This window comes from Desulfosarcina sp. BuS5 (assembly GCF_028752835.1).
In the GTDB taxonomy this organism is placed as follows: Bacteria; Desulfobacterota; Desulfobacteria; order Desulfobacterales; family BuS5; genus BuS5.
Genome location: NZ_CP087952.1, coordinates 3,473,993 through 3,488,583, shown reverse-complemented (window position 1 = coordinate 3,488,583; position 14,591 = coordinate 3,473,993). Strand labels below are relative to the sequence as shown.

Genomic DNA, 14,591 nt, shown 5'->3' with positions numbered 1-14,591 from the left:
AGGGGCTATGCGTTTACCATTTATATCCATGTTTATGACTTCGCCTTTTGAAGGAATTCAGGAACATGCTGAAAAGGTAAAGGAATGCACATGGGCTTTTCAGCAAGCCCTTGAATGCCACATTACGGATAAATGTCTGACTTTTGAAAAATTCAGGCAGGAGGTCGATCAACTCGAAAGTGAAGCAGATGCCATTAAACGAAGAATTCGTGGTCATCTGCCGAAATGGAGCATGCTGCCGGTGGATAAATTTCAGTTGTTTCGATATTTGAGAGAACAGGACAGCGTACTCGATTCGGTTGAAGATGCACTTGACTGGATCTCATACAGGAATGACCCTGGCATACCGGAAGAGCTTGAAAAGGATTTTTTCCTTTTGGTGGATACAATAATCACCCCTATTGAAGAATTAAGCAAAATGGTATCCGAAGCCAGGAAGTATTTCAGAAATTATTCAGATAAACAAAGAAATGTAGTAAAAAATATTATTGCAACAATACGTCAGCAGGAACATGATGCCGATACAGTCGAAGATGCTGTAAAAAGCAAGGTTTTTAATCTGATCCAGGATCCTGTTACAGTATTTCATATGGTCAGGCTGGCCGAAACAATAGGATCGATAGCCGATCACGCAGAAAATGCCGGAGATATGATGAGAGCTATGATAGCGAGGTAGTCTCCGGCATAGAGTGGGAAAAATCTGAGTTAACAGTAAGGGCGTGATACATCGAGCTCTTACTGTGGAAACCTATATAAACGCTAAAAAAATGCCCACCAAATATATAGGCACAGCGCTACCCATGCAAGCACGCTGATAATATAAGATAGCCAGTTGACAGGCCTTTTTGCAAATCCGGTCTTATCTACCTCACCAATTTTTTTTCCACAGTCAGGGCATTTTTCGGCGTTAAGTGGCAAGTTGGTTAAACATTCCGGACATTTTTTTGTTGTAAAACAATGATTCTTTTCATCCATAAAGATATCCTATTCCAGAAAATGATTTTCTATGGAAATCTCACTTTCGTTTCTCAACTGCGACAGCCACGCTTCAAAAGTTTTAATTTTTTTTTCCTGTAATAATTTATTGATTACAGACTTTTTTTCATCTTCAAATTCATCCGGATCGGGCTTTTTGCTTTCATTGAAACTGATTAAATAAAATCCATTCATTCCTGGAATTACCTGTTCATACAATTTATGTTTTTCCGACAGATTAAACGAAGCTTTAATAATGGTTTTTTCCAGACCGGTATTGCCTGGCGAAGCATCTCTCTTAAAAAAATCGGAAGTTGAGGCTTTCAGGTTGTACTTTTCAGCTCCCAAGCTCATGGAAACACCATTTTTTAAATCACCAAGGAGCGCCTTGGCATCGTGCTCTGCTTTTTCTCTCTGTTTAAACTTTATTAAATCAGTCCTGACCTTTTCCCGGACAGCGGTGAATTCCGGTATTTCAGGGGGGAGTTTATCTATAAGCTGCAAAATATAATAACCATCTTTAAAATCAAGTATATCGCTAAGTTCCATATCCCCAAGGGAAAAACCTGCGGATGCAAATTTTAAGCGATCCAATATACCGTTTTCAGGGCCCTGTTTTGTAAAAAATTCGGTTGTCTCAACTTTCAGATTGTGTTCCCGGGCGGCGGTTACAAGGTCGTCTCCTGCAAATGAAGCGTCATACACCTTTTCAGCTTCATCATAAGCCAGGTTCACCGCGCGCTCTTTAGTAATTTTTTCTCGTATTTTTACTGCAGCCTCCTTAAACGGAATTGTCGATTCTTCGTTAATTTTTTCAAGCTTGATGATGTGCCAGCCGAACCTTGTCCTCACAGGATCGCTTATCTCATCTATTTTCATGGAGAATGCCTTGTCCGCAAAGGGTTTAACCATATCCTTTTGTGTAAATGCTCCCAGGAAACCACCGTTATCCCTGCTGGGGCCTTCTGAATATTTCCGGGCAAGTTCGGCAAAATCATCTTTTTCTGCCATTTTTTGAATCTCAAGGGCCCTTGTTCTCTTTTCTTCAATTTTTTCAGGGCTGTCATTTTGATCTGTTTTTATCAGTATGTGCCTTGCCTCTACTGTTTTTGGCTTTATAAATTCTTCAGGGTTCATTTCATAATAATTTCGCAGTTCATCCTCAGAAATAGTTACCACTGGTTTGTAATTTTCAGGATCAAAATGTATATATCTTACCTTGACCATAGGTTCCGTCTTATACTCTTCCTTATGGATTTCAAAATATTCGGCAGCTTCTTTATCTGAAGGGTCTATGTCTTTGTATGATTCAGGATCAAATATAACGTAATCGATCTTTACTGATGAATTATTCCAAACAAACCATTCTCTCGCCTCTTGCTCGGAAACCTTGACGCAATCCGTTATAAATAATCTTAACTTGTTCAAAAGTAAGACCACACCCTGTTCCGCTTCAAACTCATCAGGAGTTGTTCTTATACGATTTAAAATATTTGCGTAAAGACGTTTATCAAATGTTCCGGCTGTCTGAAAAGCCTCAAAATTTTTAATTGCAGACACAACCTCATCCTGGGAAACACGTAGTTTTAATTTTTTGGCCGCATTAATCATCAGCTTCCTGTCTATGAGCATATTTAAAGCCTGATGTTTAATCCGGAACATTTTTATCATTTCATCATTCAGGTTATTTCCAAATCTTTTACGAAACTGTTCCAGGAGATTCTCGTATGCATCTCTGTATTCGTCTATTGTAATGTTTTCTCCGTTTACAACAGCAACCATGTTGCCTTGTTTCTCGCCGTAGTTGCCCACACCCCAGAAAATAAATACAATGATAATTGCGCCCAGGATGGCCTTAACCATCCACGAGCCAGCCTTTTTTCTAAAAACATTCAGCATTTCAGTTCACCTTATATTTAAATTGGTTGAAAAAAAAGAAAATCTCAGATCCAGGTACAGTTGTCAATTTAAAATTATTTCGTCCTTGTTCTTAAGGGTTCGCGCAAAAATAAGTTCGCAATTTATAACCTTCCAGAGTATAGATTCTCAAATTTTAAAAAAAGAAAAAAATTTTAAGTTTTTCCAAGTTACTGCCGATAATATACAAAGATTTACATCCTGTATATTATATAATTAAATTGAATTATTCAAAGATTTGATACAAGGAGAATGAAATGTTCTTAAAGCCCTCTAAGATGGAATTGTCTCCCATAATTTTTATTATAACACTGCTAATAATCACAAATTGTTCTGTTAACGCCAAAAATACCATCCCTGATTCATTGGATATTATAATTAAAATAAGCAGAATAGACGAAACGTTAAACATAATTGAAGAGCTTATAAAAGCAGACCCACATACGAATACTCCATCACCTGCCCATATGCTTAGAGGTATGCTCCAGGGAACCGACTGGATAGATCATAACCGTCCTATTGTATTAGGCGTTGTATTAAAAAATACCACCAAACCTGAAATATCGGCGCTTATCCCTTTTAAAGAGCCGAACAACAATTTTCAGGCTGCTTTCAATGCAAGTTCCGGTTCTGATTACTATATCATATCGGTGCCGCCCATTACTAACGGAAATATTTCAGAGTCGCTAAAAAATGCGCTGGTCAATGTATCAGGGGCTAAATCCGACGATTCATTTTCAATAACAATGAATGTAAGCAAAATAATGTCAATATATCATGATAAAATAAAGGAATCCATGGTTCAACTTGAAAATATGCCTGCTAACCAAGAGCTTAACCAACTTAATATATCGCCGGCTGAAATCAAGGAAATGCTCCAAAAAAGTCTAGACACTTTATCAGAAATTGAAACAGTCTCCACAGGTCTTAATCTAAACAAATCGATTTTCCAGGCTTTTTTTGAAGCGGATACTGTTCGGGGCAGTAGACTGGAAAAACTTTTCACTTCAACCGGAGATACTGTGATGCTTGACAATTATTCACCTCAGTATCAAATCAATTTCAGATCTCACAGCTATGACATCATGGGGATGCTCGATATAATAAATAATTGTTTCGGAGAGTTTTACAAAAAAATAGGAATCGACCTTTCCAGTATAGAATCGGTTTGCACTAACTTTACCGGAGAAATGGCCGGAGGTGTAAATTTTCAAAACGGCAGAATGGTTTTCGAAAGCATCAGTGTTTTGAAAAAAGGGAGAAATTATGCTGATTTCATAGAGAAAACCTATCTCCCATGGCTGGAAAAATATAGCACCGATATCAATAAAATGTTGAGCAAGCAGATGCTTTCTGCCAAACAGCAAAATTTTACACGCACTCAGGACAGCATTGTAAAAGGGCATAAAGTATATGGACTGAAAGTGGGCGTTCCTTTTTTTCCTGTACCGGGACCGGATGCTATGAACTGTATAGCAAAAAATAAACAGATGCTTGAATATGACATGCGAATGACTGCTTTGGATAATTTATTCATCACGGCTCCAAATGATAAGAGGATTGATGAATTAATTAAAATATCGGGTAATTTTAAAGAAAAAAAATCTGCTGCACCTTTAATGACGATGAATATTGATATGGCCGGTTACATAAAAATGATTATGGGAATGGCGCCTGCGCAGGGTTTGAGGATGGGGAAGCTACCTGAAATGGAGAAAATTACCTTGGAATGTAACGCCAGTAAGGGTACAATATATACAAGATCATCAATCATGATGGATGATCTTAAAAAGATGATAGCATGGGTTAAGGAGCTTGACTTTTCCAATGTCCGTTCCGCACCATGCCAAACAGGGTCAAGTTATATGGAAACAGATACGGGCCCGCTTAATCAAGCCGGTAATCATGAAAAAGCAAGTGGTATTAATGAGAATGATGCACAATACTGGTGGAAAAAAGGGGCCATCTGTTCCACATACGGGAACGACAGGGCTGCTATAAGATATTATAAAAAAGCAATCGAAATCGATCCCAATAGAATCGACGCATACTTCCAACTCGGCATATCCTACGGAGAAACCGGTGATTACCAGAAGGCAATATCATTAATAACCAAATCCCTGGAAATAGACCCTCAAAACGGTCTGTACTTTTATGGCAGGGGAAGAGTCTATCTTCTATCCGGTGATGAAGAAAAAGGTATTGATGATTTAAAGCTTGCAGCAGCCCTTGGCAGCCGGGATGCACAGGATTATCTCCAAAGCAGGGAGATGCTTCAAAATTAATTTATCCTGATCCGCAGCAGATCAATCAGGTCGTTCAAATCATTGAGCCACAGGAAATTGGCCAAAGGAACAGGCTTTTCAGGATAGGCGGTTATTTTTATTTTGTCGGGATTATTAATAAATTCTATCAATGCTTGCAATTGTATGCGTGTAAACTCGTTGCTATCGCCTATCTTTTTTTGTAACTCCTCGGAAATATCGTGGATAAGGTATTCGACCGGTCGGTTACCCTGCCTGGCCAGACGCTCCAAAAACCTTAATACAAAGGAATCATCCGCATAATTAAGTGATGCTTCAGAAATTGAAACAAACGGCAGAGTCCTGGAAAGGTTCCCTGCGCTGTCTGATGGGTTTAATAGCCTGGTAAGGTTAAATCTATTTAATTTCAGATAAAATTCAGCTCGTCCCACATTTTCAGCGTCTATTACCATCTTGTTGATAACAAGGGAATCATCTTTGTTTTCAACACGATACTCCAGGTCAAAATCAACTTTCAGTTCGCTGTAGCGCAATTCATCAAAATATGGCCTCAATTTCAACAGGGTGCTATTATCTTGACAGATCTCAAAATCTTTGATTGCAAAATGTAATGTATGGGGGATTTTATTTTTTACATCGCATTGATAAAGTATTAATTCACCAATGTTTAAACTTTCCAGACTATTTTTGGGAGTGATTGTTATATGTTTGATATAAACTTTGCGGCTGATGGGATCAACGAAAATATCATTGTAATGAATATCAGCGTATGATTTGATTCCGGCTATGGTATGATTAAAATTTTTTTCAGCCTTTATATTAATATGTTTTTGCAGGGCAACATAACCAAGACAGAGAACGACCATCCCTATCAGGATTATCATTCTTCTGTCATTAATTATTTGTTTGAAATCTGTTTTACGCCATTGCATTATATAGCAAAAATCTTATTGCAACTTTTTGCAAAGCTCTGCAACACGGGCTCCCAGCTTAAAAGCATCGGATGCAGCCGTTTCATCCGGGGCCTGCAGACAGGCAACGCCATAATGACCTGAAGCATCCATCGGATCACCAACAATAATCATACCATATATCAGCATGCACTGAAGGATTGAGAGCATAGTTGTCTCTTTGCCTCCTGTATGATGCGCGCCTGTGGCAAATGCAGCGCCTATCTTATTCTCCATTTTCTTGCGCACACCCACAAACTCATCGAATACGCGCTTAAGATCAGCAGCCATGCCGCCAAAATAGACAGGCGAACCTGCGATAATGCCGGAACTTTCCTGGAAATCCTCTTTGGTAACCTCATTGGTACTCTTGATTACCGCCTTTATGTTCGTAGACTCAACCCCTTTCGCAATCTCCTCGCCAAGTTGCCTGGTATTACCTCCCTTGGAATAATAAAGAACAAGAACCTGCATAATATCCTCCTTTTTTTGATTGAAAATTCTGGGACCACTAAAAAGAATGGTGCCGAAGGGGAGACTCGAACTCCCATGGAAATTCATCCACTAGACCCTGAACCTAGCGCGTCTACCAGTTCCGCCACTTCGGCATATTGAAATTTGTAAAAAAGGATTTATTAATGTATAAAAATATATTAATTATTTTTTTTTCTTTTTTTTGTCAAGCCTATTATTTATTCGGCCCGGGGAGTATTATGCAACTTATTAATAATATAGATAACTTTAAAATCAAATATAAAAACCCAGTAATTACCATAGGCAATTTTGACGGCGTCCATTTAGGCCATCAGGCACTTCTGCATGAAGTGATTGAAAAGGCGGAGGAACTTAACGGGACTTCCATGGTCATGACTTTTGAACCTCATCCCACGCGAGTATTAAAACCTGACTATTATCTACCCCTTATAACTCTGTATGAACAAAAAGTTGAGCTGATTGAAAAATCGGGAATAGATGTGCTTGTTTGCTTGCCTTTTAACAGGAAGTTTGCCTCCATCACTGCAGATGACTTTATTGATAACCTTCTGCTTGAAACTATAGCCATAAAAGCCATTGTCGTTGGCAAGGACTATTCTTTCGGCAAGAACCGTGAGGGCAACATAAGTTTATTAAAAAAACATGCTTCGCAAAAAGGTTTTGAAGTAATTGTCAGTAACTGGATACCGGTATCGGGCAATTGCCCTGTAAGAATAAGCAGTACAAAAATCAGAGAGCTTGTTCTTGACGGTAAGGTCGAAGAAGTGCCGCAATTATTGGGACGTTTTTATCAAATCAGAGGAATGGTAGTACCGGGGCGCAACAGAGGTGGAAGGCTACTCGGTTGTCCGACTGCAAATATCAACTTAAAAGATGAGCTTTGCCCCAAAAGGGGAGTTTATGCCGTTATTGTAGAATGTCTGAATTGTAAATACAAAGGAGTCGCTAATATTGGTTACAGCCCGACTTTTACTGATCAACAGTTTACTGTTGAAGTCCACATTCTTAACTTTAATAAGGATATATACGAACATCAGATTCGGGTAAATTTTATCACACGTATCAGGGATGAAAAAAAATTTTCCAACATCAACGAATTAGCAGAACAGATTAAAAAAGATATTAAAAAAGCAGACGCAATATTGCCTGATCCATGATGATATATAACTTCTCAATGGCCCCGAACATCACAATAGCTGCGTTACTCAGGCTCGCTTTTGATGCTCATTGCTCATCGAAAAAAACGCAATTTATAACATTCCGAGGTATACAGATTAGTATATTAATGCATTATTCAAAACGAGCCAACCATTAAATACGGGTTTTTGGTGGGACGGCAAATCAGGATCGTCTATGGATCAAGGCTTGAACTGCTAGAAACCGGGCAGTTTAAATTTTAATGTAACTTCACCCGTTGTCTTGTCAAGACTCACAATTTTACCGTCTCCCTCAACCGGTTTTATCTTGCTGCCGGTTGCCATTTCCAGAAGGCCGCCAATAAACTCCATTCCGGAATTAAGAACATGCTCCATTTATGCATTTATTTTTTTGAGCGTTTTTGATCCCCCTCCCTATGCGCTGGTTTATACGGGCCGGGTTCCAGGGGAGCTCAAAATTGACAACACAATCAGCGGTCTGGAGGTTGAGGTCTGTTCCACCTGCATCCGTTGACAGGATGCTTTACAGCCCCCATTTTTTGTAAATTCCTCTATCAGCGCCTGACGTTTATTCACAGAGATTTTTCTTGAAAGTTCTACAAATGATATCCCTGCTTCGGAACAATGAGTGTATTTTTTACCATCAATTACACAAAATTGTTTTTTTTAAATATTTTTTTTAAAAAAAGGGAAAAATAAGCTTATTTTTTACAGAAGTGTAATTTTTTTCAGTAGTGTCCGGTTAGGTTTTTGCATGTTATATGGGATAAAAAAATTCAGTAGTGTCCGGTTAGGTTTTTGCATGTTATATGGGATAAAAAAATTAGAAAAATGTTCATTTTTTACTTGACAAACCAAATAAAAATTTTTTATCGTTTTGTTATAAAATATAATTATAACAAGGAGTTAAGACAAAAATGGACATATTCAATATCCCAAAAAAGAATTTTAATCCCCAATCTCATGCTCGATTTCTCAAACCTTTGCAAAAGATTTTTCCTGACACGCCACAGCTTAAATCCCGAGGTCACAGGCCATTGAAAATGACTTTTGAAGATCAGCTTCACGCACTGATATTTTTCCATCTACAAGAACATGAATCAGCTCGTGATCTTATTCAACACCTTAAAGAAGACGATTTTGCCAAAGAATGTGTCGCTCCAGATGGAGGGATCAGTCGTAGCAGTTTTTCCGAAATTATCAATTCTCGAGGGCTTGAACAGCTTGAATATGTTTTTCAAGCTCTTTGCAGCCAGGCACAAAATGCTTTACCATCAAATTATTCAGATCTCGGTGAACTCGTTTCCATTGATGGATCTTTAATTGATGCAGTTCTGTCCATGTACTGGGCTGATTACAGAAAAGGCGCTAAAAAAGCAAAAGGCCATTTCGGCTTTGATGTCAATCGCAAGATTCCTATAAAAATTCATCTGACAAATGGAAATGGCGCTGAACGCCCCTTTGTCAGGTCTATCCTTACAAAAGGCCAAACAGGAATCATGGATCGGGGGTATCAATCACATAAGGATTTTGATCTTCTTCAGGATGAAAAAAAACATTTTGTTTGCCGCATCAAAGCGAAAACAACAAGAACTATTATCAAAGAGCAGCCTGTTGATCCCGACAGCTATATTTTTTATGATGCTGTGGTTCTTCTTGGCACTCCTGGGGTAAACCAGACCAGAAAGCCGGTTCGACTGGTTGGTTATAAAATTGCCGGTGTCAAATATTTTGTGGCAACTGATCGTTATGATCTTACAGCCGAGCAGGTTGCAACCGTTTATAAGCTTAGATGGGATATCGAAACTTTTTTCAAATGGTGGAAGAAACATTTAAAAGTGTACCACTTGATTGCTCACAGTAGATATGGCCTGATGGTTCAAATCCTTGCGGGGTTAATAACCTACCTGCTTATGGCCATATACTGCCATGAACAGTTTAATGAACCTGTATCAATAAAGAGGATTCGTCAGCTTAGAAATACCATCCAGAACGAATTACGTACTGACGAAAAAAACGTATGGTCTAATAATCTGATTATCAAAGAGCAAATGCTATATGCAAAAACTTAACCGGACACTACTGAATTTTTTTTAAAAAAATATACAAATTTGTATCCATGCTGAATCGTGCCAGGAAGGTCATTAGTTTTATATCAAGTTATTTCCAATGGTTATGCTAAAAAAAAATCGTTGATATATGGCACAGTGATTGCTCTGTTATGATGATAAATATTCCATGGAAGAAAAATTGAGACTGATTTTAAAGGAGAGGGAAAAGTGAAAAAAATTGAAGCTATTATCAAGCCTTTAAAACTGGATGAGGTAAAAGATGCCCTAAATGAGATTGGCGTCACTGGAATGACAATCACCGAGGTAAAAGGCTTCGGTCGCCAGCGCGGTCATACCGAGATTTATCGTGGAGCTGAATATCAGGTCGATTTCATACCAAAGGTTAAAATGGAAATCGTACTTGATGCTGAACTTGTCGATAAGGTTGTCGACTTTTGGGGTGGCGTTTGCTGAAGAGAAGGCGCCAACAATAATGAGCAACAAAGAGGCGATAGATCTGGTTCAGACCCATGCAAATTATGTCTGGACATTGGTTGCAGCGGTATTGGTCTTTTTTATGCAGGCAGGTTTTGCTCTTGTTGAGACCGGTTTTACGCGGGCAAAAAATGCCGTCAACATATTAATGAAAAATCTGATGGATTTTTCAATAGGTTCCATTGCTTACTGGGCGCTCGGCTTCGGCCTTATGTTTGGAGTAAGCAAGTCGGGCTGGTTCGGAACATCCGGTTTCTTTTTAAGTGATTTCAAGGTCGGCGGCGATCCATGGGTTCTGGCCTTCTGGATGTTCCAGGTGGTTTTTGCGGCAACTGCGGCGACTATAGTATCCGGCGCCATGGCGGAATTTACCGGGTACCTGGTATACAGTATATTTACTCAACTTTCGGGGTTGAAATGTGCTTCAATAATTTCAATATGTTAGATAGCTAAAATCGCAAATTTTATAGCATTAAAAAGAGTTTTTATAAACTATATTTTGGAAATATTTCTACATAACGTCTTGAAATTATATAAATTTATATATCTACATCAAGTCCGAAAGTTGAGATATTTATAAGCGGATTGATCTACCCTATTTTCAGAAGCTGGGCGTGGGGCAGTCTTTTTAACGGCAGTGGATGGCTGGAAGGGCTTGGTTTTATAGATTTTGCCGGTTCAACAGTGGTACATTCCGTAGGTGGCTGGGCAGCATTGGCGGGAGCCATAGTTCTAGGTCCCAGGATTGGGAAATTCACCAAAGAAGGTAAAGTAAAGCCGATCCTGGGTCATAATATACCCCTGGCGGCACTCGGCGTATTTATTCTCTGGGTCGGGGGGTGGTTCGGATTTAATCCCGGTTCAACCACAACCGCGGATACGAGTATCGCCATGATTTTTGTCAATACCAATCTTTCCGCAGCCGCCGGGGCGGTTTTGGCAATGATTACATCCTGGATAAAATTCGGCAAGCCCGAGGCAAGTATGAGCCTTAACGGAGCTTTGGCAGGCCTGGTTGCAATAACAGCCGGATGTGCAAACGTAACCCCGGGTTCTTCTATTATAATCGGAGCGATAGCAGGAGTTGTAGTGGTTTTTGCGGTGCTCTTTTTTGATAAAATCAAGGTCGACGATCCTGTGGGCGCTATATCGGTGCATGGTGTCAACGGCGCCTGGGGAACACTGGCAGCCGGACTTTTCAATATAGAAGGCGTGACTGCCGGGATAATCGGGGTTCAGGTATTGGGAATTGTTTCATGCTTTGTATGGACTTTTGTCACGGCCTTTATTCTTTTTAAAATAATTGACGTTACCATGGGGCTAAGAGTTTCTCCGGAAAAAGAAGCGGAAGGTCTTGACTCATCAGAACACGGCGGCAATGCATATCCTGACTTTGCGACTTCGGCATATGCACAGAAATAAGGGCAAGTAAGATATATTGTTAATTTATAATAATAAAAGGAATGTTAAGCAAATGGGGATTCGAGTGTGGAAACTGGTGGCAATTATAATATCAATGGCACTATTTACAGGTAATACTTATCTGTGGGCAGAGGAAGAGGAACCAAAGGGGCTGATCAGTGCCATGTCGAACATGGAGAAAAGACCGACTGCATCAGCAGATGTCAGCGTATTGAGTAAATATGTATGGAGAGGTTATGAATTAAGTGATGACAGCATAGTTCTTGCGCTTTGCCAGCCAGGCGCCTCAACACTTAAAATTGCAAATTTATTTTTGCAAGAATCTTAAGGACAATATCTCTTTTTCAATTAAGTTTTGATTTGTTTCGAGGGTTTTATCTATTTTTAGTATCAATTCATTTATTTGAAGGTTTTTAATCGTTTTGTTTATCATTAAACTATCTTCAGCCTGGTTATATAAAAAATCAAGCTGGGTATTACAGTTTTTTAAAAGAATGATTTTTTGGGAAAGTTCCGCAATATAAGTACGAAGTAGTTGAATTAATGTTAGATCGAATTGCATTAACGGCAATTGATCAGCAGTTTGACAATTATTAATATTTAAAGATTTTTTTTTGTCTGTTATTTTCTGAATAATTTTTGTTTCATTATTAATTAGGTTATCTTTTATTTTTACAGATAACTTGATTTTTTTTGCAATGATTTCCTGAGTATATGTAATATCCGATAATTTTTGCCGTAGAATATTATTAATATCATTATTAGCAAATACAAAATCATAAGCTATAAATAAATATAGAGGGAGGATATAAAAGATTTTAAATTTTATAAAAAATTTAATCACTTGTTGTCCGTTCGTGAGGATCGGTTTCTCCTCGCAAGGAGAATTAAAATGGGCAAAATATTCTTTTTTCAGTCGGGTTTTATCGATATTTATCATTAATATAAATTTTTCCTCCCGCTTCGAGCCATTTCGTTAAATATTGGGCAGTCGTGGGAGAAAAACTGTTAAGATTAATCATTTCAAGATGATTACCCTGCCAACCGGATATATATTCTGCTTCCTTAGGTGAAAGTTGTTTTATTGCATTAAGAGAAATCCGTTTGCCGTCCCATTTAAAAAGATATTTTGCTGTTTCAGGAGAAAGGGTAGAGAGACCGTTAAGACATAGCCATTCTCCTTTCCATTCAATAAGTTTTTTTGTTATTTGTGGTGTAAGAGTTGTAATATTGTTTAAATAAAGATCTTTTCCTTTCCATTTTGACAGACATTCTGCGGAAGCGATTGATAATTTAGTAAGTTTATTTACGTTATCGAAATTTCCATTAGATAATTCTTCCCATATTTCTATGTTGGTTAAATTATTTTTTTTTTTTATACTATCTTTTGTTTTTTCATAAAAGGGCAATGCGGCCCATATAGATTCAAAAGATTCTAATTTATTTGTAGAATTATTATCAACAAACAGTTTATCGGTAACTGAAATATGTTTTATAAGAGCAGTTTCTATATCTTTTTGAAAATTCGCAATTTCTGTTTCATTTATAAGAGGCATAATTTGTATAGCTATTTTAATTTTGCGTTTTAAAAATATTAGCTCTTCAATATCATAATTAAGTTGATTGAATGGTTTTTCAAGTTTATTAAAATAGAATAATCTCCTTTGAATAGTTTCTATACCGAGTTTTATTCTCATATTTTTTATTGCATCTTTAAATGTATGTATATTTTTTTTTTTTATTTCTTTGGTAATAGCTAATTCCACATTTTTTATTCCATCTTTGTAATAGCGTATAATATTATCAAGCTCATTTTTGGTTGATTGCAATTCATCTATAATAATATCTATTTTTTTCAGAAGATCCTCTAATTGAGATTGAGTAATTTTTTTTTCTTCAAATTCAGGTTCTTTTATTTTAGTGGTCGTTAAAGGTTTATTGTTTTTATACTGGTTATTTGAGGATTGATGTTCAGATATTAAAGAATGATTTTTTCCAGTTTTATATTTATATATAAGAAACACTGAAGAAAATAAAATCAATAATAAAAACAAAGAGATAAGCAGTTTTATATATTTTTTTATTCTAATTTGTTTTTTCAATTTATTAATTGTTGGTTTTTTTGCAGTATTTTCCTTTTCAGTCGAAATATTTAAATCAACATTTTCAGTTTTTTTTGTTATTTTTTTATCCGATATTTTAGTTGAGATAGCAGCATCAAAATGTTCTATTTCATCATCATCGAGAGAATTAAAATCATCAGGTTCATTTTTATTACTAAAATTTTCCTGTTCGGAAAGGTTTTTTATATTCGAGTCGGCGCTATCAGCGTTTTGTGAGGTCTCCTCAAATTTATTATTTTTGATATTCTCGATTGGTTCTGATTTGTTTTCATCATCATTGTTATTATTATTTTTAAGATCGTTTTTAGCCGGATCATTTGACTCACCAGCAAGTTCGGCAACAAGTGCATCCATTTTTTCCTGTTCGGAAAGATTATTTATATCCGGGTCGGCGCTATCAGCGTTTTGAGCGGTCTCCTCAAATTCATTATTTTTGATATTTTCGACAGTTTCTGAGTTGTTTTCATCATCATTGTTATTATTATTTTTAAGATCGTTTTTAGCCGGATCATTTGATTCACCAGCAAGTTCGGCAACAAGTGCATCCATTTTTTCCTGTTCGGAAAGATTATTATTTTGAGATTCATTTTCCATTATTTAATAATTTTATATATTACGGGATTAAATATCATCTTTGAGTTTTTAAAGAAGTTATAAAAATGTTTTTCTCTATAAAATATATCGTATTTATTAAAATAAACTTAAATTTAAATTGTATTATTTTGTAAGAGATTGATACAAA

General features: G+C 37.1%; 14 protein-coding genes, 1 tRNA gene and 2 pseudogenes. 8 read left to right on the top strand and 9 right to left on the bottom strand.

The features are described from left to right. Positions 1-7 precede the first annotated feature (7 nt). The gene (locus BuS5_RS16920) at positions 8-676 is read left to right on the top strand and encodes a TIGR00153 family protein (RefSeq protein ID WP_027353018.1); all 669 of its coding nucleotides are present in this window, start codon (positions 8-10) and stop codon (positions 674-676) included. Positions 677-759: 83 nt separating this feature from the next. Here BuS5_RS16920 and BuS5_RS16915 read toward each other — a convergent pair whose 3' ends face one another. Then, complete coding sequence (locus tag BuS5_RS16915; protein WP_027353019.1) at positions 760-975, bottom strand: zinc ribbon domain-containing protein; 216 nt, start codon at positions 973-975, stop codon at positions 760-762. Between the two features lie 9 nt (positions 976-984). After that, on the bottom strand, positions 985-2,874 hold the full coding sequence (locus tag BuS5_RS16910; RefSeq protein ID WP_027353020.1) for a peptidylprolyl isomerase: 1,890 nt from the start codon (positions 2,872-2,874) through the stop codon (positions 985-987). Positions 2,875-3,149: 275 nt separating this feature from the next. Here BuS5_RS16910 and BuS5_RS16905 point away from each other — a divergent pair, with 275 nt between their 5' ends. Further along, entirely contained in the window at positions 3,150-5,177 is a 2,028-nt protein-coding gene (locus BuS5_RS16905; RefSeq protein ID WP_027353021.1) for a tetratricopeptide repeat protein, read from the top strand. On the opposite strand, the gene BuS5_RS16900 is transcribed toward BuS5_RS16905, so the two are convergent. From BuS5_RS16900 to BuS5_RS16890, 3 genes are all read right to left on the bottom strand, one after another. After that, complete coding sequence (locus BuS5_RS16900; RefSeq protein ID WP_027353022.1) at positions 5,174-6,088, bottom strand: hypothetical protein; 915 nt, start codon at positions 6,086-6,088, stop codon at positions 5,174-5,176. The genes BuS5_RS16905 and BuS5_RS16900 overlap by 4 nt on opposite strands. Before the next feature lie 15 nt (positions 6,089-6,103). Beyond that, positions 6,104-6,580: a flavodoxin family protein gene (locus BuS5_RS16895; protein WP_027353023.1), complete on the bottom strand. Its 477-nt coding sequence runs from the start codon at positions 6,578-6,580 to the stop codon at positions 6,104-6,106. 47 nt (positions 6,581-6,627) lie between these two features. Further along, positions 6,628-6,714 (bottom strand) — tRNA-Leu (locus tag BuS5_RS16890). A 105-nt stretch (positions 6,715-6,819) separates the two neighbouring features. Between BuS5_RS16890 and BuS5_RS16885 the strand changes: the two genes are divergently transcribed. After that, the gene (locus tag BuS5_RS16885; RefSeq protein WP_027353024.1) at positions 6,820-7,758 is read left to right on the top strand and encodes a bifunctional riboflavin kinase/FAD synthetase; all 939 of its coding nucleotides are present in this window, start codon (positions 6,820-6,822) and stop codon (positions 7,756-7,758) included. A 216-nt stretch (positions 7,759-7,974) separates the two neighbouring features. On the opposite strand, the gene BuS5_RS16880 is transcribed toward BuS5_RS16885, so the two are convergent. Both BuS5_RS16880 and BuS5_RS16875 read right to left on the bottom strand, forming a co-directional pair. Beyond that, on the bottom strand, positions 7,975-8,133 hold the full coding sequence (locus tag BuS5_RS16880) for a hypothetical protein (protein WP_232223008.1): 159 nt from the start codon (positions 8,131-8,133) through the stop codon (positions 7,975-7,977). Next, positions 8,117-8,275, bottom strand: a complete 159-nt coding sequence (locus tag BuS5_RS16875; protein ID WP_232223010.1) for a C-terminal helicase domain-containing protein — start codon at positions 8,273-8,275, stop codon at positions 8,117-8,119. The genes BuS5_RS16880 and BuS5_RS16875 overlap by 17 nt, the downstream gene beginning before the upstream one ends. 400 nt (positions 8,276-8,675) lie before the next feature. Here BuS5_RS16875 and BuS5_RS16870 point away from each other — a divergent pair, with 400 nt between their 5' ends. The 5 genes and pseudogenes from BuS5_RS16870 (at position 8,676) to BuS5_RS16850 (ending at position 12,054) form a co-directional block, all read left to right on the top strand. Continuing rightward, positions 8,676-9,830, top strand: a complete 1,155-nt coding sequence (locus BuS5_RS16870) for an IS4 family transposase (RefSeq protein WP_036019371.1) — start codon at positions 8,676-8,678, stop codon at positions 9,828-9,830. A gap of 207 nt (positions 9,831-10,037) precedes the next feature. Next, positions 10,038-10,262 (top strand): annotated as a pseudogene (locus BuS5_RS16865) (P-II family nitrogen regulator); the annotation flags it as partial. Further along, a pseudogene (locus tag BuS5_RS16860) lies at positions 10,234-10,698 on the top strand (ammonium transporter); the annotation flags it as partial. The pseudogenes BuS5_RS16865 and BuS5_RS16860, both read left to right, overlap by 29 nt. 191 nt (positions 10,699-10,889) lie before the next feature. Then, entirely contained in the window at positions 10,890-11,726 is an 837-nt protein-coding gene (locus tag BuS5_RS16855) for an ammonium transporter (RefSeq protein WP_232223111.1), read from the top strand. A 52-nt stretch (positions 11,727-11,778) separates the two neighbouring features. Next, entirely contained in the window at positions 11,779-12,054 is a 276-nt protein-coding gene (locus BuS5_RS16850; RefSeq protein WP_027354767.1) for a hypothetical protein, read from the top strand. On the opposite strand, the gene BuS5_RS16845 is transcribed toward BuS5_RS16850, so the two are convergent. Beyond that, entirely contained in the window at positions 12,034-12,666 is a 633-nt protein-coding gene (locus BuS5_RS16845; protein ID WP_027354766.1) for a hypothetical protein, read from the bottom strand. The two genes, BuS5_RS16850 and BuS5_RS16845, sit on opposite strands and share 21 nt — an antisense overlap. Further along, the gene (locus tag BuS5_RS16840; RefSeq protein ID WP_027354765.1) at positions 12,650-14,443 is read right to left on the bottom strand and encodes a hypothetical protein; all 1,794 of its coding nucleotides are present in this window, start codon (positions 14,441-14,443) and stop codon (positions 12,650-12,652) included. Before BuS5_RS16840 ends, BuS5_RS16845 begins: the two co-directional genes overlap by 17 nt. Between the last annotated feature and the right edge of the window lie 148 nt (positions 14,444-14,591).

Excerpts from the sequence above, each read along its gene's own strand:
- BuS5_RS16880 (WP_232223008.1), bottom strand. The coding sequence starts at position 8,133 with ATGGAGCATGTTCTTAATTCCGGAATGGAGTTTATTGGCGGCCTTCTG.
- BuS5_RS16915 (WP_027353019.1), bottom strand. The coding sequence starts at position 975 with ATGGATGAAAAGAATCATTGTTTTACAACAAAAAAATGTCCGGAATGT.
- BuS5_RS16905 (WP_027353021.1), top strand. The coding sequence starts at position 3,150 with ATGTTCTTAAAGCCCTCTAAGATGGAATTGTCTCCCATAATTTTTATT.
- BuS5_RS16895 (WP_027353023.1), bottom strand. The coding sequence starts at position 6,580 with ATGCAGGTTCTTGTTCTTTATTATTCCAAGGGAGGTAATACCAGGCAA.
- BuS5_RS16850 (WP_027354767.1), top strand. The coding sequence starts at position 11,779 with ATGGGGATTCGAGTGTGGAAACTGGTGGCAATTATAATATCAATGGCA.
- BuS5_RS16845 (WP_027354766.1), bottom strand. The coding sequence starts at position 12,666 with ATGATAAATATCGATAAAACCCGACTGAAAAAAGAATATTTTGCCCAT.
- BuS5_RS16920 (WP_027353018.1), top strand. The coding sequence starts at position 8 with ATGCGTTTACCATTTATATCCATGTTTATGACTTCGCCTTTTGAAGGA.
- BuS5_RS16885 (WP_027353024.1), top strand. The coding sequence starts at position 6,820 with ATGCAACTTATTAATAATATAGATAACTTTAAAATCAAATATAAAAAC.
- BuS5_RS16910 (WP_027353020.1), bottom strand. The coding sequence starts at position 2,874 with ATGCTGAATGTTTTTAGAAAAAAGGCTGGCTCGTGGATGGTTAAGGCC.
- BuS5_RS16900 (WP_027353022.1), bottom strand. The coding sequence starts at position 6,088 with ATGCAATGGCGTAAAACAGATTTCAAACAAATAATTAATGACAGAAGA.
- BuS5_RS16840 (WP_027354765.1), bottom strand. The coding sequence starts at position 14,443 with ATGGAAAATGAATCTCAAAATAATAATCTTTCCGAACAGGAAAAAATG.
- BuS5_RS16870 (WP_036019371.1), top strand. The coding sequence starts at position 8,676 with ATGGACATATTCAATATCCCAAAAAAGAATTTTAATCCCCAATCTCAT.